The following is a 22,741-nucleotide window of genomic DNA, read 5'->3' on the forward strand; positions in this document are numbered from 1 at the left end:
ATCGTTCGCTGACACGTGCCGTGCGGGGCTCGCGCCGAGACGGGCGAGGAAAGCGGAACGGGTGCGCCGGTTGGTGGGTGGCGTCCCGACCGGCCGGCCGGGACGGGTGGATCAGCCGATCGGCGTCACCTGCGTGGCCTGCGGCCCCTTCTGGCCCTGCTCGATGTCGAAGGACACGCGCTGCCCCTCGTCGAGGCTCTTGTAGCCGTTGACCTGGATCGCGGAGTAGTGCACGAACACGTCCGCGCCACCACCGTCGGGAGCGAGGAAGCCATAGCCCTTCTCGCTGTTGAACCACTTGACGGTGCCCTCTGCCATTCTTGCTCTCCTCGTACGTGCTCGAGGCTCTCGCCCCGGGAAACGCCGCCCGGCCGCTACTGTCCGCGCCCTGGTCGGGACGCCGATCCACCATCGGAGGGTCGGCGTCGGGCGGAGCCTAGCGTGATTCGCGTCGCTTGCCGAGGGGTCGTGAGCTGTGTATTCGGCCTGGAACGGGACCGAAACACGCGAACGGCCACCTGATCGTCCGGAGGGGGCCGTCCGGGCGACGGCCCACGGCCCCCTCCTCCGATCAGGCGACGCCGGAGTCGGACGTCTGCGGGCCGGCGGCCTGCGGGTCGTCGATCCGGTACTTGGCGGCGGCCTCGGCGGGCGCGCCCTTGTCGACCTCGCCCCGCGCGGCCAGCGACTGCAGTGCGCCGACCACGATGGACTCGGCGTCGACCGCGAAGTGGCGGCGCGTGGCGGGACGGGTGTCGGAGAGGCCGAACCCGTCCGTGCCGAGGGTGACGAACGGCGCCGGCACCCACTGCCGGATCTGGTCCGGGACCGCCCGCATCCAGTCCGAGGACGCGATCACGGGGGTGTCCGTACCGCCCAGCGCCCGGGTCACGTACGGGACCTGCGGTTCGGCGTCGGGGTGGACGAGGTTGTGGTGCTCGGCCTCGACACCGTCGCGGCGCAGCTCGCCCCACGACGTCACCGACCACACCTCGGCGCCCACACCCCACTGCTCGGCCAGCATGTCGCGCGCCTGGACGGCCCACGGCAGCGCGACGCCGGACGCGAGCAGGCGGACCTGCGGCCCGTCCTCCTTGTTCGTGCCCAGGTAGCGGTAGATGCCCTTGAGCACGCCGTCGGTGTCGAGGCCCTCCGGCTCGGCCGGCTGCGGGTAGGGCTCGTTGTAGACCGTCAGGTAGTAGATGACGTTCTCCGGGTCGTCGCCGACCATGCGGCGCAGCCCGTCCTTGACGATGTGCGCGATCTCGAAGCTGAACGCCGGGTCGTACGACACGATCGCCGGGTTGGTCGCCGCCAGCAGCAGCGAGTGCCCGTCGTTGTGCTGCAGGCCCTCGCCGGTCAGCGTGGTGCGGCCCGCGGTGGCGCCGACCAGGAAGCCGCGCGCCATCTGGTCCGACGCCGCCCAGATCGAGTCGCCGGTCCGCTGGAACCCGAACATCGAGTAGAAGACGTAGACCGGGATCATCGGCTCGCCGTGCGTGGCGTACGAGGTGCCCGCCGCGGTGAACGATCCGACCGAGCCCGCCTCGTTGATGCCCTCGTGCAGCAGCTGGCCCTGCTCGGACTCCTTGTAGGCCAGCATCAGCGAGGCGTCGACGGACGTGTAGTGCTGCCCGTGCGGGTTGTAGATCTTCTGCGTCGGGAACATGGAGTCCATGCCGAACGTCCGGGCCTCGTCCGGGATGACCGGCACGAAGCGCGGGCCGATCTCCTTGTCCTTGATCAGCTCGCGCAGCAGCCGCACGAACGCCATCGTGGTGGCGACCTCCTGCTTGCCGGAGCCCTTCCGGACCGCGTCGTAGACCTTGTCGCCCGGCAGCACCAGCGGCTTCGAGGTGGTGCGCCGCGAGGGCACCGGCCCGCCCAGCAGGCGGCGGCGCTCCTTCAGGTACTGGATCTCCGGCGCGTCGTCGCCGGGGTGGTAGTACGGCGGCAGGTACGGGTCCTGCTCGAGCTGCGAGTCGGAGATCGGGATGCGCTGCTCGTCCCGGAACTGCTTGAGGTCGTCCAGGGACAGCTTCTTCATCTGGTGGGTCGCGTTGCGGCCGGCGAAGTGCGAGCCCAGGCCGTAGCCCTTGATCGTCTTCGCCAGGATCACGGTCGGCTGGCCGTGGTGCTCGGTCGCGGCCTTGTACGCCGCGTGGACCTTGCGGTAGTCGTGCCCGCCGCGCTTGAGGCCCCAGATCTGGTCGTCCGTGAGCGGCTCGACCATGGCCTTCGTGCGCGGGTCCCGGCCGAAGAAGTGGTCGCGGACGTACGCGCCGTCGTTGGCCTTGTAGGTCTGGTAGTCGCCGTCGGGCGTGGTGTTCATCAGGTTGATCAGGGCGCCGTCGCGGTCCTGGTGGAGCAGGGCGTCCCACTCCCGGCCCCAGATGACCTTGATGACGTTCCAGCCGGCGCCGCGGAAGAAGGCCTCCAGCTCCTGGATGATCTTCCCGTTGCCGCGCACCGGGCCGTCGAGCCGCTGCAGGTTGCAGTTGATGACGAAGGTCAGGTTGTCGAGCTGGTCGGTCGCGGCCACCTGCAGCATCCCGCGCGACTCGGGCTCGTCCATCTCGCCGTCGCCGAGGAAGGCCCAGACGTGCTGCTGGCTGGTGTCCTTGATGCCGCGGTCGTTGAGGTAGCGGTTGAACCGCGCCTGCATGATCGCGTTCATCGGGCCGATGCCCATGGAGACCGTGGGGAACTCCCAGAAGTCCGGCATCAGCCGCGGGTGCGGGTAGCTCGGCAGGCCGCGTCCCGGCCCGCCGTGGCTGACCTCCTGGCGGAACCCGTCGAGGCGGTCCTCGGTCAGCCGGCCCTCGAGGTACGCGCGGGCGTAGATGCCGGGGGAGGCGTGGCCCTGGATGTAGACCTGGTCGCCGCCGCCGGGGTGGTCCTTGCCACGGAAGAAGTGGTTGAAGCCGACCTCGTAGAGCGTCGCCGACGACGCGTACGACGAGATGTGCCCGCCGACGCCGATCCCCGGCCGCTGGGCGCGGTGCACCGTCATCGCCGCGTTCCAGCGGATCCACCGGCGGTAGGCGCGCTCGGCGTCCTCGTCGCCGGGGAACCACGGCTCACGGTCGGTGGGGATGGTGTTGACGTAGTCCGTGCTGGTCAGCGACGGGACTCCGACGTGGCGCTCGCGGGCGCGCTGGAGCAGCCTGAGCATCAGGTAGCGGGCGCGCTGCTGGCCCGCGTTGTCCAGCGCGGCGTCGAACGAGTCCAGCCACTCGGCGGTCTCCTCGGGATCGATGTCCGGGAGGTGGGCCGCGAGACCGTCACGGATGACGTGGACGCGTCGCGGGCCGCCGGTGCCGTTGCTGGCCGGGTTGTCGCCGCCGGTGGTGCTCTGGCCGGTCAAGGGGTCTCCCTGGGTGGCTCGTACAGGTGTTCGTGCAGTGTGTCGCGTTCCCCGGGGTCGTGCCGGACGGCAGCCCCGGGCGGTACCCCCTATCGTGCCCCTCGCCGCATGATCACGGAACGGCGGTTGCGCGGGGCCGCATGGTCGTGTTCGGATTCCGCATCCGAACCGACTCTCGGTGGCGCGTCGTCGTGCCGCCGTATGCGAGGAAAGAGGTGCACGCGTGGTCGCCGCGGAAGATGCCGGACGGTCGTCCGACATCGCGGGCAAGCTCGGCGTCGAGCCGGGCATGGTCGTCCAGGAACTGGGTTATGACACCGACGTCGACGACGCGGTGCGCGAGGCCGTCGAGGACGTCACCGGCGAGGAGCTCCTCGACGAGGACGCCCAGGAGGTCATCGACGTCGTGCTCCTGTGGTTCCGGGAGGGCGACGGCGATCTCGTCGACACCCTCGTGGACGCCCGGGGCATGATCGCCGAGAACGGCATGATCTGGGTGCTCACCCCGAAGACGGGGCGGAGCGGCCATCTCGAGCCCAGCGAGATCGCGGAGGCCGCGCCCACCGCCGGCCTGGCGCAGACGTCGAACGTCAGCATCGGCGAGGACTGGGCGGGTGCCCGGCTCGTCTCCCCGAAGGCGGGCAAGAAGCGCGCCTAGGACCTGTCCGGGCCGAGGCGGGCCTCCGCCCGCTTCGGCGCGAACAGCTCGACGGGGTTCCCCGACGGGTCCTCGACGAGCACCTGGTCGCCGCCCACCCCCTGCACGAGACCGCCGCGGAAGGCCACGCCCGCCGCGCGCAGCTCCTCGGCGAGGGTGGGCAGGTCGTCGACCTCGAGCGCGAAGCGGTTCCACCCGCCCGGCTCGGGGACGCGGCCGTCGTCGGTCGTCCGGCCGCCGCCCCCGGGCCCGCCGGGCGCGCTGAGGACGAGCCGCAGGTCCCCGCGGGTCAGCATGGCCATCGTCGGGGCCGGGTGCATGGTCTCGGTGAAGCCGAGGTGGGTGGTGTAGAAGTCGATCGCGGCGTCGACGTCGTGGACGATGTACCGGACGCTGACGGTGGCCATGGCGTACCCCCGGTTCGCTCGCCGGCCGGGACCGGGCGTCCCGCCCCGCGCTCCACACCGTAGGCCCTGTGCGGCCTAGTAGGCTCGGTCCGACGTCGCCCGCGTACCGCGGGCACCCGCATGCCTTCGAGGAGAAACGACGCATGGCACCCGAGGTGGGCACCAAGGCCCCGGACTTCACGCTGAAGGACCAGGACAAGCAGGAGGTGAGCCTGTCCTCCTTCCAGGGCGACAAGGCCGTCCTGGTGGTCTTCTACCCGTTCGCGTTCTCGGGCATCTGCACCGGCGAGCTCTGCACCGTCCGGGACGACCTCTCGTCCTTCCAGAACGACGACGTGCAGATCCTCGCGGTCTCCACCGACCCCACCTTCTCGCTCAAGGCCTGGGCCACCGCGGAGAACTACACGTTCCCGCTGCTGTCGGACTTCTGGCCGCACGGCGAGGTCGCCAAGGCCTACGGCGTGTTCAACGAGGGCGCCGGCATGGCCGTCCGCGGCACCTTCCTCGTCGACAGGGAGGGTGTGATCCGCTTCGCCGAGGTCAACCAGCCCGGCGAGGCCCGTGACCAGGAGGGGTGGAAGAAGGCCCTGGCGGCGTTGTAAGGCCGCACCTGGGCGGTCGCCCGCCCCGGTCCCGGGCGCGTAGCTCAGCGGGAGAGCACTCGGTTTACACCCGAGCGGTCGCAGGTTCGATCCCTGCCGCGCCCACCCTCCCTGACCAGGTCAGGAGCCCGCGTGACACGCTCAGCGGTCGCGTGTCGTGACATCAAACGTGACATCAACGCTCTTAGCGTCGGTCTCATGGCGAGCAAGAAGGCCGGTCGGACGCGGACCCGCGGGAGCATCGACGAGCTGCCCAGCGGCGGTCTTCGCGTGCGCGTCTACGCGGGCTGGGACACCGTCACCCGTCGCCGCCACATCTGACGGAGATCATCAAGCCCGGCCCTCGAGCCCGGGCTCAAGCCGAGGCGGCACGCACCCGGATGCTCAACGAGGTCGACGAGCGCCGCAGCCCGCGGACGTCGGCCACGGTCGACCAGCTGCTCGACCGCTACCTCGAGATGATCGACGTCAGCGCGAGCACGCACCTCATGTACACGCGGTACCTGGAGAACCACGTCCGCCCCTTCATCGGCGGACTCAAAGCCGGCGCGGTCGACCCCGACGTGCTCGACTCGCTCTACGCCGAGCTGCGCCGCTGTCGCATCCACTGCCGGCCGCGCAGCCGGCAGATCGACCATCGCACCCCGCGACCGCACGAGTGCGACGACCGCTGCGGGCCCCACGCGTGCAAGCCGCTGTCGAACACGACGATCAGGCACGTCCACCACTTCCTGAACGCCGCCTTCAAGAAGGCCGTCCGCTGGCGCTGGATCGCGACCAGCCCGGTGACCCAGGCGGAGGCACCGCCGCCGAAGCCGCCGGACCCGCGGCCACCGACGCCGGCGGAGGCGGCGAAGCTGATCGAGGAGGCGTCGCTGGATCCGGACTGGGGCGCCCTGGTCTGGTTCACCATGACGACGGGTGCGCGCCGGGGTGAGGTCTGTGCCCTGCGGTGGCGCAACGTGGACCTCGAGCAGGGCCTGGTCGAGATCCGTCGAGCCCTGGCGACCGACGGCCGGAGCAAGCTGGTGGAGAAGGACACGAAGACCCACCAGCAGCGCCGCGTCACGATCGACGACGAGACGCAGGCGGTCCTGACCGAGCACCGGGCGCGGGCGGAGGAAGCCGCGGCGCAGGTCGGCAAGCTGCTGACCGGGCAGGCGTACGTCTTCTCGCAGGCGCCGGACAGCAACGAACCGCTGGTGCCGTCCTCGGTCGGGCAGCGCTACACGCGGATGGCCAAGCGGCTCGGTATCGAGACGCACTTCCACGCGCTGCGGCATTACTCGGCGACCGAACTGATCGCAGCCGGCATGGACATCCGGACCGTCGCCGGACGGCTGGGGCACAGCGGAGGCGGCATTACCACGCTGCGCGTCTACAGCGCCTGGTTGGCCGAGGCCGACCAGCGCGCCGCAGCCGGCATCGCCGCACGGCTACCGGAGCGACCCAAGGCGGCTGCGTCCGCGAGCGAGCGGGCAAAGACAGCGCCCCGACTGCCGTTCGAGAAGGTCGCGTCGGTTATCCGTCAACAGATTCTGTCCGGCGAGCTCGCGCCCGGCGATCAGCTGCTCGCAGTCAACGCCCTGGCCAAGCGGCACGAGGTCGGCGTCGGCACCGTGTACAAGGCGCTGCAGCTCCTCGAGGAGTGGGGCCTGGTCCTACTCAAGAGCGGCGGTCGGCCAGTCGTCCTCGAGACCGTTGACCTTGACGACTCTGCGACGTCGTCCACGTCCGAGGCAATGCTCGTGGCGCAGGAGCCCGAGCCGGAGATCACCGAAGTCGAGCCGGCGCAGCCTGCCCCACCCGCTCCTGCCTCGATCCGGCTCCTCGACTTCGTCGTCCGGCGCCGCGGCTACGTCATCGCCGACTTCTCCGCGGAGGCCGACCCGAGCAGCCCCTCCCAGCTGCGCCAACTCCTCGTCGATGCCGTCCGCCGAGACGGCTGCGACCCCAGCGACCTCGGTGACTTCACCATGGAGGTCGCCGATCCCGAGCTGAAGGAGCGCATACGCAACTTCGTCGCGCCGAGCAGCCCCTCCTGAAGCAGCCCAATCTTGAGCGTTGTGGAGTGATGTGCCGCAGCTGGAGACGACAGCGGTGCCGCGGGGCCGTACCATCCGAACATGCGTTCGACTCGGAGGCGGTGTCCATGCGCAGGATGGCGAAGCCCGTCTACGTCGACTTGCGGTGCATCTACGGGCCGCAGGAGCGACGAAACATCGACATCAGCAAGCCCGGGGTGCTTGACGTCGCCGGCGTCGCGAACGGCGAGCTCCATTCGTGGTTCCGCGGGCTCGAAGCGCGCTGGTACGGGCTTGTCTCGTTCCCCGTCATGTGGGCGTCGCGGAACCCCTCGTTAGGCCTGACGCTGGTGGACCAGCTCGTCCCGGCCGAGGCGTTGAAGCCGCGCCGCTACAACGGCGGTTCGTACCGCCGCTAGAAGCAAGCCCTGAAGAAGTGAGCCGGGCGACGACATCCGCTGGCTCCTCGAGGAAGTTGATCCGGACGTGAGCGATGCGGAGCACACAGAGGAGACGCCGACCATCCGAACCCGTCTTCAGGCGATGCTGTCGGAGGAGCGGATCGCCTCTCACCTCGAGCGGAAGGTGATCAAGCTCGACGGCGTGGTCGTCGACGACCTCGACACTCCGGCTCCGCCGGGAACAAGAATCGTCTTCGGCGGGTCCTGACTGCGACTGTTCTCTGCTCTGCGTGGCAGCTGCGGAGTACTCGTCCGTGGGGTGCCACGGTGCCCGCCCAAACCGCCAGGAATGATGGGCCGACCGACGACCGGCAGAACCACGCGCACATCAGCCCGAACGTCTGGCTGCTGGTCGTGGTCACCGCGCTGGCGCTGCTGCTCGGCCTGCACCTGGTCGCGTCCATCGGGGGCGGGGACATGCCCGTGGTCGTGTCGATGCTCAACTCCTACTCCGGCTGGGCCGCGGCCGCGTCGGGCTTCCTGCTGGGCAACGACCTGCTGATCATCACCGGGGCGCTCATCGGGTCCTCGGGTGCCTACCTGTCCTACATCATGTGCAAGGCGATGAACCGCTCCTTCCTCTCGGTCATCGCCGGCGGGTTCGGCGCCACGGCCTCGTCGGCCGCGACGGTCGAGGGCGAGCACCGGGAGATCGACGCCGCCGGGGTCGCCGAGCTGCTTGCCGACGCCCGCTCGGTGGTCATCACCCCCGGCTACGGCATGGCGTCGCGCAGGCCCAGTACCCGGTCGCGGACCTGACCCGGAAGCTGCGCGAGCAGGGCGTCGAGGTGCGGTTCGGGGTGCACCCGGTCGCCGGCCGGCTGCCCGGGCACATGAACGTGCTGCTGGCCGAGGCCCAGGTCCCCTACGACATCGTCCTGGAGATGGACGAGATCAACGACGATCTCGCCGAGACGGACGTCGTGCTCGTCATCGGCGCCAACGACACCGTCAACCCGGCCGCCGCCGAGGACCCCAAGGCTCGTTCATCGCGGGCATGCCCGTGCTGCGCGTCTGGGAAGCCGGCGACGTGTGAGTGTTCAAGCGGTCCATGGCCACCGGCTACGCCGGCGTGCAGAACCCGCTGTTCCTCCGGGAGAACAGCCAGATGCTCTTCGGCGACGCCAAGGAACGGGTCCAGGACATCCTCGCAGCACTCCCCGTGCCGAGCAGATAGTAGGGCCGCCCGGCGCCGCCGAACAGGATCAGCTCTCGGAAGGCGTCTGCTGCGACGAGGTCGGCACCGGATCACCAGCGAGGTGACCTCTATGCCGATGTCCAGAAGACCCAGGTCACAGTCAACAGCGGCAATCGGGGAGAAACTCGAGCCGTCCGGACTTCGAGGTCTCGAAGGCATCGTCGCCCATGAAGATTGGTCCGCAGCTCCCGGATTCTCCTGGCCAGGCGGGCGCCCACCCTCGCCGCGGTCCTGCGGCGGGTGGAGGTGGACGCCGAGGAAGGGGATCGCGCGGGTCGCGGTGGCCGACCACCTCTGGCAGATCCCGGAGAACGGCGGCCCGGAGGCGACGATGCTCGAGGCCTACACGAGGCTCGGGTACCTCGCAGCCTGCACATCCCGCGTCGAACTGCTGGCTTGAGTTACGGCGGCGCGCCACCGAGCGTCCGCGTTGCTCGCGAAGTGGGTGAGCACACTCGACGTCCTGGGAGGGCCCGGCCGGTCGCGGCCGGCGCAGTGAGAAGTCGACCGACGGCGCGCCGACGCCCGGGCGCCCAGTGGCTTGGAAGGGACGGGAACGCACATGCGACGGATCCGGTCACCGGAGCTGTGCGGACGTGAGGCGGTCCGACGGGTGACGGAGAGCCACACCCGCCGCTGTCGACCACCAACCCACCATCACCGGGCCGGTAGCGCCACCTTCACAGTCAGGCGGGACGCCTCGACCAGGCTGCCCACCGAGGGCGGCACGTTCCAGGTGATTGGCTACCGGGGACTGGCCGACGGTGCCGAGCACGTTGCGCTCATAGCGTGAGGGATCCACGCGGTCCGGGCGAGCCCCCGGTGCACGTCCACGTGGAGTGCCTGGCCGGTGACGTCCTGGGCTCGACCGCCTGCGCGTGTGGTGCGGAGTTGCGAGCGGGGATGGCCGAGATAAGCGCGCTGGGTCGCGGTGTGCTCGTGCACGTCCGGCCGGCGCGCGGCATTCGCGCCTGCGGCTCTTCGCCGCCGCGGACGACCGGGCCCGCACCGACGCCGTCGCGGCGGTCATCCTGCGCGATCTCGGGGTCGAGCTCCCCCGTGCGGCCGGTGGCGGACGCGGATGGTTCCCCGGCCTCGGATGGCGGGCGAGAGGACGAAATGCAAGCGACGGGACGCGGGAGCGGACGGCATGAGCGCAGGGAACCCCCCGGTCAAGTCGGCAACGTGATGTACCCCGTGCGGGACGTCGAGGCGGCGGTCCGGTTCTACCGAGGAGTGAGTGTTCGGCTTCGGCGCCAAGTTCGCCGACGGGGACCGCTACGCGGCCCTCGACGCGGGCGGCATCACCTTCGCCCTCGCCGGTGCCGAGGAGGAGGTGGCGATGGGACGCGCCGCCGCGTCGGTCAAGGTGCCGGACGTGGCAGCGGCCGTCCGCCGTGGAGCATGGCGCGACGGTGGTGGCCGCGCCCGAGCAGGGTCCGCACGAGGTCCGGGCCGTCGTCACGGACCCGTTGGACAACGCCCTCGTCGTCCACGGACCGGTCTAAGGAGGCACAATGATCAGTCTCGAACCCGTCGGCCGTGATCCCGGCGCGTTGCGGAGGACCTTCGCCTGCTTTCCGTCGGGCGTGGTCGCGGTGAGCGCCCTCATCGACGGCGTCCCGGTGGGCATGGCGGCGAGCTCCTTCACCTCGGTGTCGGTGGACCCGCCGTTGGTGTCGGTGTGCGTGCAGGACACGTCGGAGACCTGGCCCCGGCTCCGCGACCGACCGAGGCTCGGGGTGAGCGTGCTGGCCGAGGGACACGACGAGACCTGCCGGAGCCTGTCCCGCAAGCACGGTGACCGCTTCGCCGGGGTGGACTGGGAGCAGACCGGGCACGGTGCGGTCGTCGTGCACGGCTCGACGGCGTGGCTCGACTGCAGTGTGCACGCGGAGGTGCCCGCGGGGGACCACGGCATTGTGCTGCTGGAGATCCACGGGATGAAGGACTCACCGGACGTGCCGCCGCTGGTCTTCCACGGTAGCCGGTTCCGGAAGCTGCTCGCGGAGGTGTAGGCGTGACGGTCGACCTTGAACGCAAGCTGGACGTCCTGCGCGAGCACTGCGCCAACGCCGGACGGGACTACGAGGAGATCGAAAAACCGACTTCTCTGCGATGGAACCCGGCCCCGGTGGCGAGCCCGTCGAGGAGATCCTCAAGGAGCTGGAACGGCTCGCAGGGCTGGGGGGTCGCGCACGCACACACCCGGCTGCCCGGGGCGCCGGAAGGATTGCGAGTCTTCAGCGAGCGAATCACTCGCGAGCCGGGCGGCTCTCTGAGCGACGCACCTGGGTCACAGACTTGGACCGGCGCTCGGCCGGAGAATGGCCGGGACGGACAGGAGGCATCGGCGTGGATGCGAGAGAACTCAGGGTCCGGACCTCGGACGGGGTCCAGCTGTACGTGAGGGACACAGGCAGCGGTGTCCCGATCCTCTTCCTTCACGAGTACGCGGGCGACCACCGCAGCTGGGCCCGCCAAGTCTGCGGCCTCCGCGCCGACCACCGCTGCATCACCTATGCGGCTCGCGGCTACCTCCCGTCGGACGTGCCCAGCTCGGGCTACTCATGGGAGCGGGCGGTGGCGGACGCGGTCGCGGTGCTGGACGATCTCGACCTCGAGAGCGCGCATCTGGTCGGACTGTCGATGGGCGGGTACACGGCTCTGCAGGTGGGGCTGCACCACCCTGACCGCGCGCGGTCGATTCTGGCGGCCAGCGTCGGTTCCGGGTCGGACCCGGCCGTCCGCGCCGCGTACCTCGCCGAGACCGCCGCTGTAGCCGCGCAGCTCCGCGAGCATGGGACGTCCGTCGTGGGGTACGGGATGGCGAACGGGCCCAGCCGGCTGCAGCTGAAGGCTCGCGACGAGGCGGCGTGGCAGGAGATGGTCGACCAGTTCGCCGAGCACTCCGTCGAGGGGCTGGCGCACACCATCGTCGAGATTCAGGGCCGGCGTCCCTCGCTGCACGATCTCGACCTCGCCGCCCTGACCGTGCCTCTCCACGTCGTGGTGGGGGACGAGGACGAGGCCTGCCTGTCGACCGGGCTGCTGCTGAAGCGCACGGCCCCGGCCTGCGGCCTCACCGTGGTGCCGAACAGCGGGCACGTGCTCAACCTGGAGGACCCCGAGGGGTTCGGCGAGCGGGTGCGCGGTTTCGTTCGGGCGGTGGAGGCGGGCACGTGGCCGGTCAGGGACCCTAGGACCAAGGCCGCCTTGCAGTTCGACCTCGGCCGGACCGAGTCCGTTGCCGGGTAGCGTCGTGATGCTCCAGGAGACGAGGTTCGGGGACGAGACGAGGCGGCGGATGAGCGCGGCGACGGACGCGTGGTCGAAGAGCTTCCTCGCCGGGCAGGACCCGGCGATCCGCGACGCGCTGTTGGAAGACAGCCTGGTTGTGACCTACTCGGCCGGAGTGTGCATCTGCCGGGCGGACGAGGAGTACCGGGTCGCGCTGATCCACAGCGGCCGAATCCGGGCGCAGATCACCTCTTGGGACGGCCGTGAGGTCACCACGCGATACATGAGCGTCGGGCAGGTGACGGCGGTCCCGGCCATGATGACCCACGGTGCGCCCGCCTCCCTGCACGCGGTGACGACGTGCGAGGTCTCGCTGCTGAACCCAAACACCTTCCGGCGTCTGATGCGGACGCACGCCGCTCTAGCCTACCAGGTGGCCGTGTACCTGGCCGAGTCCACGTACGAGACGGTGGCCTACTTCGAGGACAACCTCTTCGGGTCCGTGCAGCAACGGGTGAGCAGGCACCTGCTGGAGATGGCCACACTCACGGTCAAGGGCCTTCTGGTGCAGACGGACCAGGCTGAGCTGGCGAGCGCGATCGGGTCGGTGCGGGAGGTCGTCGCCCGGGCGCTGAAGAAGCTCAGCGAAACCGGCGCGATCCGCCGCTCCCGCCGGCAGATCTGGATCGAGGACCCGGCGCTGCTGCGCTCGCTCGCGTCGACGCCGCTCGGCGGCTGGAACGGGACGGGGGAGCGGTGATCTACCGCCTCGACCCCGAGCTGCGCGCCGCCGCGGCCGCGCTGCCGCAGGTGTACCGCACGGACGTCGTCGCGGCGCGAAAGGTCGCGGCGAGCCGGGTCGTGCTCGGCCCGGCCCCGGAGGACGTGACGGTCGAGAAGCACGTCGCCGGTGCCGTCCCGTTGCGGGTTTTCCGCCCGAACCGGTGGACAGGCGGCGCCGTGGTCCACGCGCACGGCGGGGGCTTCATCCTGAGCGACCTCGATGCGACCCACGCCCGGGACGTCGAGATCGCCCGGGAAACCGGCGCGCTGGTCGTCTCGGTGGGCTACCGGCTCGCGCCGGAATGCCCCTTCCCGGCACCCGTCGAGGACGTCCATACCGGACTCGAGTGGGTGCACGCGCAGGCTGGCGTGGACCCGGCTCGGGTGGTCCTGCACGGGGTGAGCGCGGGCGGGGCGTTGGCGGCCTCGGTGGCGCTGTCGACCACGCAGCCGGTCCGGCTGCTGTTCCTGGTCTCACCGGTGCTTGACGACCGGCTCGAGACCGCCAGCAGCCTGCGGTTCACCGACACTCCCGTTCTCACCCGTCGGGACCTGGAGATCTGCTGGTCGGCCTACCTCGGGGACGTCGACCGGACGCCGGAGGGAGCCGCACCGGGGCGATCTAGGGATCTGGCCAGGGTCCCGCCGACCTATGTCTCGGTCGCCGAGTTCGATCCGCTGCGGGACGAGGCCATCGACTTCGCGCGATCGCTGCTCGATGCGGGCATCGGCGTGGAGCTGCATCTGTTCCCCGGCACCTTCCACGGGTCCTTGGCGGTTCGGGGGGCCGCGGTGAGCGAACGTCAACTGTCCGAGGAGATCGCTGTGCTGAGGAGTGTTCTCTAGATGTCCGAGTTCCTGAGTGGCGTCCGGGTGCTGGACGTCACCGGTGCGCTGGCCGGGCCCTACTGCACCACCATCCTGTCCGACCTGGGAGCAGAGGTGATCAAGGTCGAGCCGGTCGAGGGCGACTCGCTGCGACGCAGACTGGTCGGCGACGAGCAGGTGCCGCTGCCGTTCGACCTAATCCACCGCAACAAGCGCAGCATCGCCGTGGACATCAAGTCCGACCGGGGCCGGGACGTCGTCCGGGAGCTCGCGAAGCGCGCCGACGTCCTGGTCGAGAACTTCCGGGTCGGCGCCCTTGCCCGGCAGGGACTGGGCTACGACGATCTCAAGGGGGACTGCCCCGATCTCGTTTACTGCTCGATCTCCGGTTTCGGGCAGTTCGGACCGATGCGGGACGCCAAGGGGATCGACCTGGTCGCCCAGGCCTACGGCGGGCTGCTGAGCGTTACGGGAACGCCGCAGGGGGAGCTCGCGAAGGCCGGCTACCCGATCGGCGACCTCGGGACTGGGATGTGGGGCGCGATCGGGGTCCTGGCTGCGCTCACCCGAGCCCGCGCAGGGCTCGGGGGCGCGCATATCGACGTGTCGCTCGCGGACACGATCGCCGGCTGGTCGCTGTGGGAGGTCGCCGAATTCCTCGGCTCCGGCGAGGCGCCGGGACCGCTGGGCACCGCTCACCGGCTCACCGCCCCGTACGAGGCGTTCACCTGCGGTGACGGTGCGACCCTGGTGATCGGAGCGACCGAGCGGTCGTGGCCGGACCTATGCGCGGTGCTGGAAATCGACCTCTCGGGCGACGTCCGGTTCCAGGGCGAGTACGCGCGGTTCGTCCACCGCGAGGAGCTGGCGTCGCTGCTCGGGGCCCGGTTCGTTGGGGCCCCCCGCGACAGCTGGATCGATCGGCTCCGGGCGGCCGGGGTGCCGTGCGGGCCGGTCAACGACGTCCCGCAGATGCTTGACGACGCCCAGTACGCCGTGCGCGAGATGTTCCCCGGCGACCGCGAGCGGTTCGGGCACCGACGCATGGTCAACACTCCGCTGATTTCGGACGGGGCACCGCGGGCCCAGCGGCGCGCCCCGGCAGTCGGGGAGGACACCGCTGCGCTGCTCGCGGAGATCGGTCTCGACGCGGCGGAGATCGAGCGTCTGCGGCGCGACCACGTGGTGGCCGGATGACCGTCCGGTCGGACGTCCAGGACCGGGTGGCGTGGCTGACCCTCGACCGCCAGGCCAGGCGCAACGCGCTAACCGCCTCGATGTGGGCCGAGCTCGCCGAGCATCTCGACGCAGTGGAGAACGGCGCCGTGGCCGCGGTGGTGCTGGGCGGAGCGGGCGGGGCCTTCTCAGCAGGTGCGGACCTCGACGAGCTCCGCGGTTCCCACGCCGCGGGCCTCCGACACCTCGCGGAACGGACGATTCTGCGAGTGCGGGACCTGCCTGTACCGACGTTCGCACTTATCGAGGGCTCGTGTCTCGGGGCGGGCTGCAGCCTGGCGCTCGCCTGTGACATCCGGGTCTGCGCTCCCTCCGCGCGGTTCGGCATCCCCGCGCTGCGCAACGGGCTGGTCTACGAGGACGTCTACGTCCGGCGGTTGGTCGAGCTCGTGGGCGAGGGCGCGGCGGGGCTGCTGCTGCTCGGCGGCGAGCGGTGGTCGGGAGCCGAGGCGCTCGCGCACGGTCTGGTCGAGCGGTGCGTCGAGGACCCGACGGAAACGATCGAGGCACTGGTGGCTGGCCTGCGGGAGGCGCGGGCCGCGACGGTCGCCGCGACCGTCACGGCGATCCGGTGCGCTGCGAGGAGGATGTCGAAGGCTGGGCAGTGGACCTGAACCTCCGCGGCGCCCGGGCCATCGTGACGGGCGGCTCGCGCGGGATCGGATTCGCCGTCGCCCAGGAGCTCACCGCCGAGGGGGCCCGGGCGAGGCTGGTCGCCCGCCACCCGGGACGGCTCGCGGACACCACGGCCGATCTCCGCCCCGCCGCCGCGCTCGCCCTGCCTACCGACACCACCAACACGGCGGCGGTCGGTGCGATGGTCGAGCGCATCGTGGCCGGCTGGGGTGGGGTGGACGCGCTGGTCAACGCCGCCGAGCCCGCGATCGCGATGACGGGCGACAACGCGATCAGTGCTGATCTCGATACCAATATCCTCTGCTACCTGCGCTGCGCCCGCGCCGTCGCGACGCACATGACCGCCGAGGGCGCCGGACGGATCATCAACGTCTCGGGGTTCAACGCCCGCCGCACCGGGTCGCTCGCCGGCACGATCCGCAGCGGACCGCCGCCGCTCTCACCGCGAAACACGCCGACGAGCTCGGGCCGCGCGGTGTCGGCGGCACGGTCGTGCACCCCGGGCCGCCGTGACCGAGCGGACTCCCCGACGAGCGGCTGCGCGCCGGGCTCGGGGCCACCACCAGCCTGCGGCGGACGATCCGGGCCGACGACGTCGCGGACGTCGTCGTCTTCCTCTGCTCACCAAAGGGCTGCGGCGGTCACCAGGAACGCCGTAGGCGTCGCCGGTGGGAACCGCGGCGATTTCCACTAATGAAGGAGAAGCCAACGATGGACTTCACGGGCAAAGTCGCCCTTGTCACGGGCGGCGGGAACGGCATCGGGCGGGCAGCATGTCTCGCGTTCGGCGAGCGGGGGGCGCGCGTCGTGGTGGTCGACTTCGACACCGAAACCGCGAAGGCGACGGTCGAGGCGATCCACGAGGCGGGTGGTGAGGCGCTGCTCGTGGGCGCGGACGTCACGAGCGCAGCGGACGTGCAGGGCTACGTCCGGGCCTCGCTGGACGGCTACGGCCGCATCGACTGCTTCTTCAACAACGCCGGCGTCGGCGGCACCGTTGCTCCGCTCGCCGAGTACAACGAGGCGGATTTCGACGCGGTGTTCAACGTGAACGTGAAGGGGGTCTTCCTCGGTCTGCGACACGTGCTGCCCGTCATGATCGAGCAGGGCAGCGGCGCGATCGTCAACACCGGCTCGGTGGCGGCGCAGCTGCCCACCCCCGGCATGTCCGCCTACGCCTCCTCCAAGCTCGCCGTGATCGGGCTGACGAAGACCGCGGCCGGCGAGGTCGCCCGTCAGGGTGTGCGGGTCAACGCCGTGTGCCCCGGCCCGGTCGACACCAGGGCCATGCGGTGGCTGGAGGAGCAGATCGCGCCGGACGACACCGACGCCGCCACCCAGCGCGCCCGCGCGGGCATGCCGACCGGCCGCTACTCGACGCCCGAGGAGGTCGCGAACGTTGTTGTGTTCCTCTGCTCGGACCTGGCCTCGAACACCACCGGGGCCCAGTATGTCGTCGACGGCGGTCGCAGCGCCGTCGGTGCGGCCGTCAGGCCTGGGCAGTGATCGCGTTCGTCACGGGCGGCGCGTCCGGGATGGGCGAGGCCGTCTGCAGGCTCTTCGCCGAGCGTGGGGACCAGGTGATCGTCGCGGATCTAGACGGCGCGCGGGCGAAGGAGGTCGCCGCCACCCTGGACGGTGCGTCGGGGTACGCCGTGGACGTGACGGACTCCGCGGCCGTCGACGAACTCGTCGACGATGTCGTCAGCACGCACGGCGGGCTGGATGTGGTGGTGACCGCCGCGGGCGTCGACGACCCCGAGACGAAGGTGGCGTTGTCGGCGCAGATCGACGCCGGCGGGCCGATCCTGCGCACCCCGGAGATCGGCGACGCGGCCTGGCGGAGGCTGCTCGCGGTGAACCTCGACGGTACCTTCTTCACGCTCCGGGCCGCGGCACGCGCCATGCTCCCCGCCCGTCGCGGCGCGATCGTCACCATCGCGTCGGGAGCGGCGTACGAGGCCACCCCTGGCTATCCGCACTACGTCGCGGCGAAGGCCGGGGTGATCTCCCTGACTCACAGCGTCGGCAAGGAGCTGATCGGACACGGCATCCGGGTCAACGGCGTGGCGCCGGGCCTGGTGGACACCCCGATGCTAGGACGCGCTCCCGGCGGCGTGCGGGTCGCGAGCGGACATCCGCACAAGGTCGTCGCACAGCCCGGCGAGATCGCGTCGGTCATCGCGTTCCTGGCCTCCGATGAGGCGGCGAACATCGCCGGTGAGGTGGTCATCGCCAACGGCGGACGGAACACCGCATGACCGGCTTGTTCGCGCCACTCGACATCGGAGGGGTCCGGCTGCGCAACCGGATCGCGCTGCCGCCCATGGGGAGCAGGCACACGCCCGGGGGCCTGGTGTCGCCCGCGGACCTCGAGTGGCACGCCGAGCGCGCGCACGGGGGCGCGGGGCTGGTGATCACGGGCGGGACCCTCGTGCACCCGACGTCGGTGTACCGCGGCGGCGTCGCGGTCAACGGGTGGAGGTCCGAGGGGCTGCTGCGCGAGCGGGCGGAAGCGATCCACGCCGGAGGCGCGAAGGTGTTCGCCCAGCTCGTGCACGCAGGCCGCGAAACCCTCGGCGGCCAACCCGAGCTCGCCCAGGTAGCACCGAGCGCGATCCGTTCGCCCCGTGATCCCTACGTCCCCCATGCCTTGACCACGGACGAGGTCCACACCATCGCGGACTCGTTCGTCGAGTCGGCGCGCGTCCATCTCGCGGCGGGTTACGACGGGATTGAGATCCACGCCGGGCACGGTTACCTGGTCGCGCAGTTCCTGAACGCTGCCGCGAACGCGCGGACGGACGAGTTCGGTGGCGCAACCCCCGTCGAGCGGCTGGCGTTCCTGCGGCTCGTGCTGCGGCGGGTCCGGGCCGAGGGTGCGCCGGTCGGCGTGCGGCTGAGCGCCCGCGAGGACGTCCCGGGCGGTATCGAGCTCGACGAGACCGTTGCCATGGTGCGGGCGCTCACCGAGGAACGGCTGATCGACTACGTCTCCGTCACCCGAGGCTCGCGCAACTCCTACGTCAAGGACCACACCTGGCCCTTCGCCGTCGCCGTGGCCGAGGCGCGCGCGGTCAAGACCGTCACCGACGTCCCGGTTCTGGTCACCGGCAGGATCGTGCGCCCCGAGCAGGCAGCAGCCGTGCTCGCGGAGGGTGCTGCGGATCTGATCGGCATCGGCAGGGGCATGATCGCCGACCCGGAGTGGGTCGCGAAGGCGCAGGGTGTGGTGGCCGGGGCGATCCGGCCGTGCGTCGGGTTCGTGCAGGACTGCCGGACCGCGATGGACGGGGCGTCGTGCGCCGTCAACGCCGCAGCCGGACGTGAGGCCCGGTACGGCACCCGGGTGCTGCGGCCACGCTCCGCCGACCGCGTCGTCGTCATAGGTGGGGGCCCGGGTGGGCTCGAGGCCGCGCGGGTGGCGGCCGAGCGCGGCTGCCGGGTGACAGTGCTAGAGGCGGAGCCGCAGCTGGGAGGCCAGCTCCGCCGAGCGGCACGTGCGCCGCACCGGCGCGAGCTGCTGTCCTTCGTGGACTACCTGGAGTCCGAGCTGGCCCGCCTGGGTGTGGAGGTGCTACTCGGCAGGCCAGCGACGGCCGAGGAAGTCCTGGAGCTGGGCCCGGATCTCGCCGTCGTGGCTACCGGGGCGAGACACGACTCCGCCGAGAACGCGACGAGCGTCTGGGAGCTGCTCGGCGGTGAGCCGCCGCGATCCGGCCGCGCCCTCGTCCAGGACGACGGCACCGGGTTCTGGCCCGCCCTAAGCGCAGCGGAGCTGCTGGTCGAGGCCGGGGTCCAGGTCACCGTGGCCACTCCCGCGGCGATGGTCGGCGCCGCGATCCCCGCCGAGAGCCAGGCGAGCCTGCACGCCCGACTGCGGGGCGCGGGCACCCGCTACCGGCCCTTCACCGTGCTGGAGCGAGTCCTGCCCGGCGAGGTGGAGCTGCGGGACGTCACAACCGGGACGCTCGACCGGTTGCCCGCCGACCACGTCGTCGTGGCAACCGCGCCCGTGTCGCAGGACTCCCTCGCCGCCGAGCTGCGCGCCCGGGACATGCGCACCCGCACCATCGGGGACGCCTTGTCCCCGCGCCGCATCACCCATGCCGTGCTGGAAGCCGACGAGGCGATCACCGCGATGGTCTTCGCCGTAGCGCAGGAGGAACGAGTATGACTCCGAAGTTCAGCGAACTGCCCGTGGCATCCAACGGGCTCCGGTCGGCCTGGGGAGTCTTCGGCCCCGAGGACGACCTCGGCACCGTCAACTTCCTCACACCGAAACGGGTGGCCGCCGCCGCTACGGAGATCCGGACCGGGGAGCGGTTCGGCGTGACCCTCCCGCTCGACCTGCCTGACCCACCCTTCTACGATCGCGAGCCGTTGCAACACACCGTCTTCGAGCTGCCCGGGAACTTCCTCGACGACCGGCTGGACGGCTTCTACCCGCAGGCCTCCAGCCAGTGGGACGCCCTGCGGCACATCAGTGATCCCCGGCTGGGCTTCTACAACGGGCATTCGTCGGAACGGCTCGGGATCGGCGCCCACGCGCGGGGTGGGATCGTCGTGCGAGCCGTGCTGGTCGACGTCGCCCGCAATGGCGGGTTCGACGACTACTCGCCTACTCGGACCCGGGTGATTACCGTGGCCGACCTCGAACGAATCCTCGACGCGCAGGTGGTGAGCCTGCGCGAGGGCGACATCCTGCTGCTGCACACCGGGTACGTCACGGCCTATCTCGCCGCGGACCAGGACACCAGGGTGGCGATGCAGCAGGAGCAGACCGTGCCGGGCCTAGAGGCGAGCCAGGAGACCGCGGAGTTCCTGTGGGACCACCGCATCGCCGCCGTCGCGGCGGACAGCCCCGGCATCGAGGTGCTCCCGCCCCAGCACGACGGGCCGATCCTGCACGCCCAGCTGATCCCCATGCTGGGCATGACATTCGGCGAGTTCCTCGACCTCGGCGCATTCGCCGACGCCGCCGCGGCGGACCGGCGGTACACGGCGTTCTTTGCCGCCGTGCCGCTGAACCTGCCGGGCGGCGTCGGCTCGCCCGCCAACGCGGTCGTCATCCGGTAGCGGTCACCGCCGCGAGCAGGTCGGCCACCGCGGTTTCGCGCTTGTCCAGGTGCGTCAGCGCGGTGTCGACCAGGTCTGACCCGGCCACCCGGCGGGCGGTGCGGTCGAGCTCGGCGCGCTCCGGCGCACCGACCTGGGTGCTGTCGCCACGCAGCTCGACCGTCCGCCCCTCGGCAAGCCGCACCCGCAGCAGGTAGGAGCCCAGCGGCACGGCCTCGTCCGGGACCACGGTCATCGCGCGGACCAGTTCGTCCGTGACCGCCGCCGGCCTGCGGGCGAGGTCCTCCACCACGAAGTCCCCGGTCGCCACAAGGACCGCGACGCAGTACGGGGTGCTCATCAGCCGCCGCGTCGGGGTGTCGAGGCCCTCGGACCGGTCGATGCCCGACGTCGTGGCGAACGCGGGCGCCATCCGGAGCTCGACGGACCGGACGTCGTCGAGGGCTGCCTCGGCCAAGAGCGTGAGCGGCACCTGGTTGATCGCACAAACCGGGAACCGCTTCACACCCAACCGCGTCGCAGCCGTCCGCGGGTCGGCGGAGCCCCGCGTACGTTCGGTCACCCCCAACGACGGGAAGAGCCCCGCCCGGCCCCAGAGCGGCTCCTCCGCCGCCACCCACTCCGCCTCCGACGACCTTGCGGCCTGCCAGGCGAGCAGACCGGCGCTCGCGACCTGGTGGAGCCAGTCCTGCGTGCCCTCGACCCAGGTCTGCTGGGTGCCGTAGGCGCAGGCGGCGGCCCGCGCAACCGCGCGTCGGACCCGGGCGGGCTCCCACCCGAGCATCCGGCCTGCCCCGACGACCGCGGCGATCGGCCCAATCACCGAGGTGGGACGGACCCCGTGCGCGGACACCGCGGGGGAGACCCCGTCGCCGATAAGCTCCGCCGCGGCCATCGCCGCCGCGAAGCCCGCGAGCAGCTCCTCAGTAGTCGCCTCCGCGCCCAGGGCGAGTAGCAGGGGCAGCGCCGTCGTGCCGACGTGCGTCATCGCGCCGAAGTGGGTGTCGTCCTGGCCCAGGGCGTGGATCAGCTGGGCGTTGCGGGTAATCGCCGACGGCTGGTCGACCCGCCTCCCCGTTAGCAGATCGGCGTAAGCCCCGTCCCAGGTCAACGGGTCCTCGAACAGGTGTCCCACCAGCCCGCGGGCACTCGCTGCCACGGCCAGGTCGTGCACCAGGATCACTGTGGCCGCTTCGAGCGCCGCCGCGGGGTACGCGCCGGACGCGAGTCCGACCACCTCATCGAGCTCCATCGCTCACTCCTTCCGTCGATGCCAGGGGTACGGCATGAGCCCCCGCGGGTCCATGACCGAAGTCACGCGCAAGTCGGCGGATCCAAGTCACAGTCACGGCTCGCCGGGACGGCGAGACTTCCTCCATCAACTTGCGAGGAGGCACAGTGCAGACGCTGGATCTGGTGGACGCCCACAGCGGCGTCGAGTTCGGCAATGGGGTCCGCCTCGACGTCCGTCGCGACGGGACCGGGGAGCGGACGGCACTGGTGCTTCCGGGCGCCGAGCGCGCGGTCGAGGACGGCCGATTCCTGGAGGCCCTGGCCGAGGACTTCGCTGTCGTCACCCCGAGCCATCCCGGCTTTAGCCGCTCGCCCCGCCCGGACTGGTGCTCCTCGGTCGACGACTTGGCCTATCTCTACCTGGACTGGCTGGACCGTTCCGAACTGACGGACGTCACGCTCGTCGGGCTGCAGTTCGGCGGCTGGGTGGCGCTGGAAATGGCGGTGCGCAGTTGCGCCCGCATCTCGCGGCTCGTGCTCGTGGACTCCGTCGGGGTGAAGCTCGGCGGGCCGCTGGACCGGGAGGTGGTGGACCTGTTCGCGACCCCGCACGCCGAGCTGGACAAGATCATCTACGCCGACCGGGCCCATGCGCTGGGAGACCTGGCCCTGGCACCCGTGGACGACGTGCTCGAGCTGGCCCGCAACGAGGAGGCGCTGGTGACCTACGGCTGGCAGCCCTACCTGCACAATCCGCGGCTGCTGAACTGGCTCTGGCGGATCACCGTACCGACGACCGTTGTGTGGGGTGACAGTGACGGCGTCGTCGTCCCGGACTACGGCCGCGGCCTGGCCGCCCGGATCCCCGGCGCCTCATTCGACCTAATCGACCGTGCGGGCCACCGGCCGCAAGTCGAACGCCCTCACGACGTGGCGCGGCTGATCGCCAAGTTCGCCGTCTGACCAGGAGGACCTATGCAGTACTGGAG

The 22,741-nt window shown here is 71.1% G+C and carries 25 protein-coding genes, 1 tRNA gene and 1 pseudogene; 23 read left to right on the top strand and 4 right to left on the bottom strand.

Features of this window, described 5'->3' with window-relative positions; genetic code table 11:
• Positions 1-111: 111 nt before the first annotated feature.
• Together PKE99_RS25540 and aceE are read right to left on the bottom strand one after the other, a co-directional pair.
• Positions 112-318, bottom strand: a complete 207-nt coding sequence (locus PKE99_RS25540) for a cold-shock protein (RefSeq protein WP_037052393.1) — start codon at positions 316-318, stop codon at positions 112-114.
• Between the two features lie 253 nt (positions 319-571).
• Positions 572-3,367 (bottom strand): pyruvate dehydrogenase (acetyl-transferring), homodimeric type, encoded by a 2,796-nt coding sequence (gene aceE / locus PKE99_RS25545; RefSeq protein WP_037052390.1) that lies wholly within the window; start codon positions 3,365-3,367, stop codon positions 572-574.
• A gap of 223 nt (positions 3,368-3,590) precedes the next feature.
• Here aceE and PKE99_RS25550 point away from each other — a divergent pair, with 223 nt between their 5' ends.
• Entirely contained in the window at positions 3,591-4,025 is a 435-nt protein-coding gene (locus tag PKE99_RS25550; protein WP_037052388.1) for a DUF3052 domain-containing protein, read from the top strand.
• Here the strand turns inward: PKE99_RS25550 and PKE99_RS25555 are convergent.
• Positions 4,022-4,432 (bottom strand): VOC family protein, encoded by a 411-nt coding sequence (locus PKE99_RS25555; protein ID WP_037052387.1) that lies wholly within the window; start codon positions 4,430-4,432, stop codon positions 4,022-4,024. The genes PKE99_RS25550 and PKE99_RS25555 overlap by 4 nt on opposite strands.
• 143 nt (positions 4,433-4,575) lie before the next feature.
• On the opposite strand from PKE99_RS25555, the gene PKE99_RS25560 reads away from it, so the two are divergent.
• The 21 genes and pseudogenes from PKE99_RS25560 to PKE99_RS25655 all read left to right on the top strand — a co-directional run bounded on the left by PKE99_RS25560 (position 4,576) and on the right by PKE99_RS25655 (position 20,519).
• The gene (locus PKE99_RS25560; protein WP_037052385.1) at positions 4,576-5,034 is read left to right on the top strand and encodes a peroxiredoxin; all 459 of its coding nucleotides are present in this window, start codon (positions 4,576-4,578) and stop codon (positions 5,032-5,034) included.
• Positions 5,035-5,067: 33 nt separating this feature from the next.
• Positions 5,068-5,139: transfer RNA gene (locus PKE99_RS25565), tRNA-Val, on the top strand.
• Between the two features lie 93 nt (positions 5,140-5,232).
• Entirely contained in the window at positions 5,233-5,355 is a 123-nt protein-coding gene (locus PKE99_RS25570; RefSeq protein ID WP_269323046.1) for a hypothetical protein, read from the top strand.
• 59 nt (positions 5,356-5,414) lie between these two features.
• Positions 5,415-7,079 (top strand): tyrosine-type recombinase/integrase, encoded by a 1,665-nt coding sequence (locus PKE99_RS25575; RefSeq protein ID WP_063739857.1) that lies wholly within the window; start codon positions 5,415-5,417, stop codon positions 7,077-7,079.
• Positions 7,080-7,195: 116 nt separating this feature from the next.
• The gene (locus PKE99_RS25580; protein ID WP_156067975.1) at positions 7,196-7,477 is read left to right on the top strand and encodes a hypothetical protein; all 282 of its coding nucleotides are present in this window, start codon (positions 7,196-7,198) and stop codon (positions 7,475-7,477) included.
• A gap of 124 nt (positions 7,478-7,601) precedes the next feature.
• Complete coding sequence (locus PKE99_RS25585) at positions 7,602-7,727, top strand: hypothetical protein (protein WP_269323047.1); 126 nt, start codon at positions 7,602-7,604, stop codon at positions 7,725-7,727.
• A gap of 146 nt (positions 7,728-7,873) precedes the next feature.
• A pseudogene (locus PKE99_RS25590) lies at positions 7,874-8,442 on the top strand (NAD(P)(+) transhydrogenase (Re/Si-specific) subunit beta); the annotation flags it as partial.
• 113 nt (positions 8,443-8,555) lie between these two features.
• On the top strand, positions 8,556-8,696 hold the full coding sequence (locus tag PKE99_RS39635) for an NAD(P)(+) transhydrogenase (Re/Si-specific) subunit beta (RefSeq protein ID WP_269323049.1): 141 nt from the start codon (positions 8,556-8,558) through the stop codon (positions 8,694-8,696).
• Positions 8,697-8,997: 301 nt separating this feature from the next.
• Positions 8,998-9,117 carry an LLM class flavin-dependent oxidoreductase gene (locus tag PKE99_RS25600; protein ID WP_231498376.1) on the top strand — a complete coding sequence of 40 codons (120 nt, stop codon included), beginning with the start codon at positions 8,998-9,000 and terminating at the stop codon, positions 9,115-9,117.
• 389 nt (positions 9,118-9,506) lie between these two features.
• On the top strand, positions 9,507-10,238 hold the full coding sequence (locus tag PKE99_RS39065) for a GTP cyclohydrolase II (protein WP_156067977.1): 732 nt from the start codon (positions 9,507-9,509) through the stop codon (positions 10,236-10,238).
• Positions 10,235-10,735, top strand: coding sequence for a flavin reductase family protein (locus PKE99_RS25605; RefSeq protein ID WP_051738047.1), 501 nt, complete (start codon positions 10,235-10,237; stop codon positions 10,733-10,735). Before PKE99_RS39065 ends, PKE99_RS25605 begins: the two co-directional genes overlap by 4 nt.
• Positions 10,736-11,123: 388 nt before the next feature.
• Positions 11,124-11,975: an alpha/beta fold hydrolase gene (locus PKE99_RS25610; protein WP_231498377.1), complete on the top strand. Its 852-nt coding sequence runs from the start codon at positions 11,124-11,126 to the stop codon at positions 11,973-11,975.
• 49 nt (positions 11,976-12,024) lie between these two features.
• Positions 12,025-12,717, top strand: a complete 693-nt coding sequence (locus PKE99_RS25615; RefSeq protein WP_037051355.1) for a Crp/Fnr family transcriptional regulator — start codon at positions 12,025-12,027, stop codon at positions 12,715-12,717.
• Positions 12,714-13,586, top strand: a complete 873-nt coding sequence (locus PKE99_RS25620) for an alpha/beta hydrolase (protein ID WP_037051258.1) — start codon at positions 12,714-12,716, stop codon at positions 13,584-13,586. Before PKE99_RS25615 ends, PKE99_RS25620 begins: the two co-directional genes overlap by 4 nt.
• Positions 13,587-14,765 (top strand): CaiB/BaiF CoA transferase family protein, encoded by a 1,179-nt coding sequence (locus PKE99_RS25625; RefSeq protein WP_037051259.1) that lies wholly within the window; start codon positions 13,587-13,589, stop codon positions 14,763-14,765.
• The gene (locus tag PKE99_RS25630) at positions 14,762-15,418 is read left to right on the top strand and encodes an enoyl-CoA hydratase/isomerase family protein (protein ID WP_037051261.1); all 657 of its coding nucleotides are present in this window, start codon (positions 14,762-14,764) and stop codon (positions 15,416-15,418) included. Before PKE99_RS25625 ends, PKE99_RS25630 begins: the two co-directional genes overlap by 4 nt.
• Entirely contained in the window at positions 15,376-16,134 is a 759-nt protein-coding gene (locus tag PKE99_RS25635; protein ID WP_231498378.1) for an SDR family NAD(P)-dependent oxidoreductase, read from the top strand. The genes PKE99_RS25630 and PKE99_RS25635 overlap by 43 nt, the downstream gene beginning before the upstream one ends.
• A 17-nt stretch (positions 16,135-16,151) precedes the next feature.
• Positions 16,152-16,946, top strand: a complete 795-nt coding sequence (locus PKE99_RS25640; protein ID WP_037051263.1) for an SDR family NAD(P)-dependent oxidoreductase — start codon at positions 16,152-16,154, stop codon at positions 16,944-16,946.
• The gene (locus tag PKE99_RS25645; RefSeq protein WP_051738048.1) at positions 16,943-17,701 is read left to right on the top strand and encodes an SDR family NAD(P)-dependent oxidoreductase; all 759 of its coding nucleotides are present in this window, start codon (positions 16,943-16,945) and stop codon (positions 17,699-17,701) included. The genes PKE99_RS25640 and PKE99_RS25645 overlap by 4 nt, the downstream gene beginning before the upstream one ends.
• Positions 17,698-19,617, top strand: a complete 1,920-nt coding sequence (locus PKE99_RS25650) for an oxidoreductase (RefSeq protein WP_051738049.1) — start codon at positions 17,698-17,700, stop codon at positions 19,615-19,617. Before PKE99_RS25645 ends, PKE99_RS25650 begins: the two co-directional genes overlap by 4 nt.
• On the top strand, positions 19,614-20,519 hold the full coding sequence (locus PKE99_RS25655; protein WP_037051266.1) for a cyclase family protein: 906 nt from the start codon (positions 19,614-19,616) through the stop codon (positions 20,517-20,519). The genes PKE99_RS25650 and PKE99_RS25655 overlap by 4 nt, the downstream gene beginning before the upstream one ends.
• Here the strand turns inward: PKE99_RS25655 and PKE99_RS25660 are convergent.
• The gene (locus PKE99_RS25660) at positions 20,509-21,771 is read right to left on the bottom strand and encodes an MmgE/PrpD family protein (protein ID WP_037051269.1); all 1,263 of its coding nucleotides are present in this window, start codon (positions 21,769-21,771) and stop codon (positions 20,509-20,511) included. The two genes, PKE99_RS25655 and PKE99_RS25660, sit on opposite strands and share 11 nt — an antisense overlap.
• A 146-nt stretch (positions 21,772-21,917) precedes the next feature.
• On the opposite strand from PKE99_RS25660, the gene PKE99_RS25665 reads away from it, so the two are divergent.
• Positions 21,918-22,715, top strand: a complete 798-nt coding sequence (locus PKE99_RS25665) for an alpha/beta fold hydrolase (RefSeq protein ID WP_037051272.1) — start codon at positions 21,918-21,920, stop codon at positions 22,713-22,715.
• Positions 22,716-22,741 lie beyond the last annotated feature (26 nt).

Origin of the sequence: Pseudonocardia halophobica (assembly GCF_027922425.1) — a bacterium.
GTDB lineage: Bacteria > Actinomycetota > Actinomycetes > Mycobacteriales > Pseudonocardiaceae > Pseudonocardia > Pseudonocardia halophobica.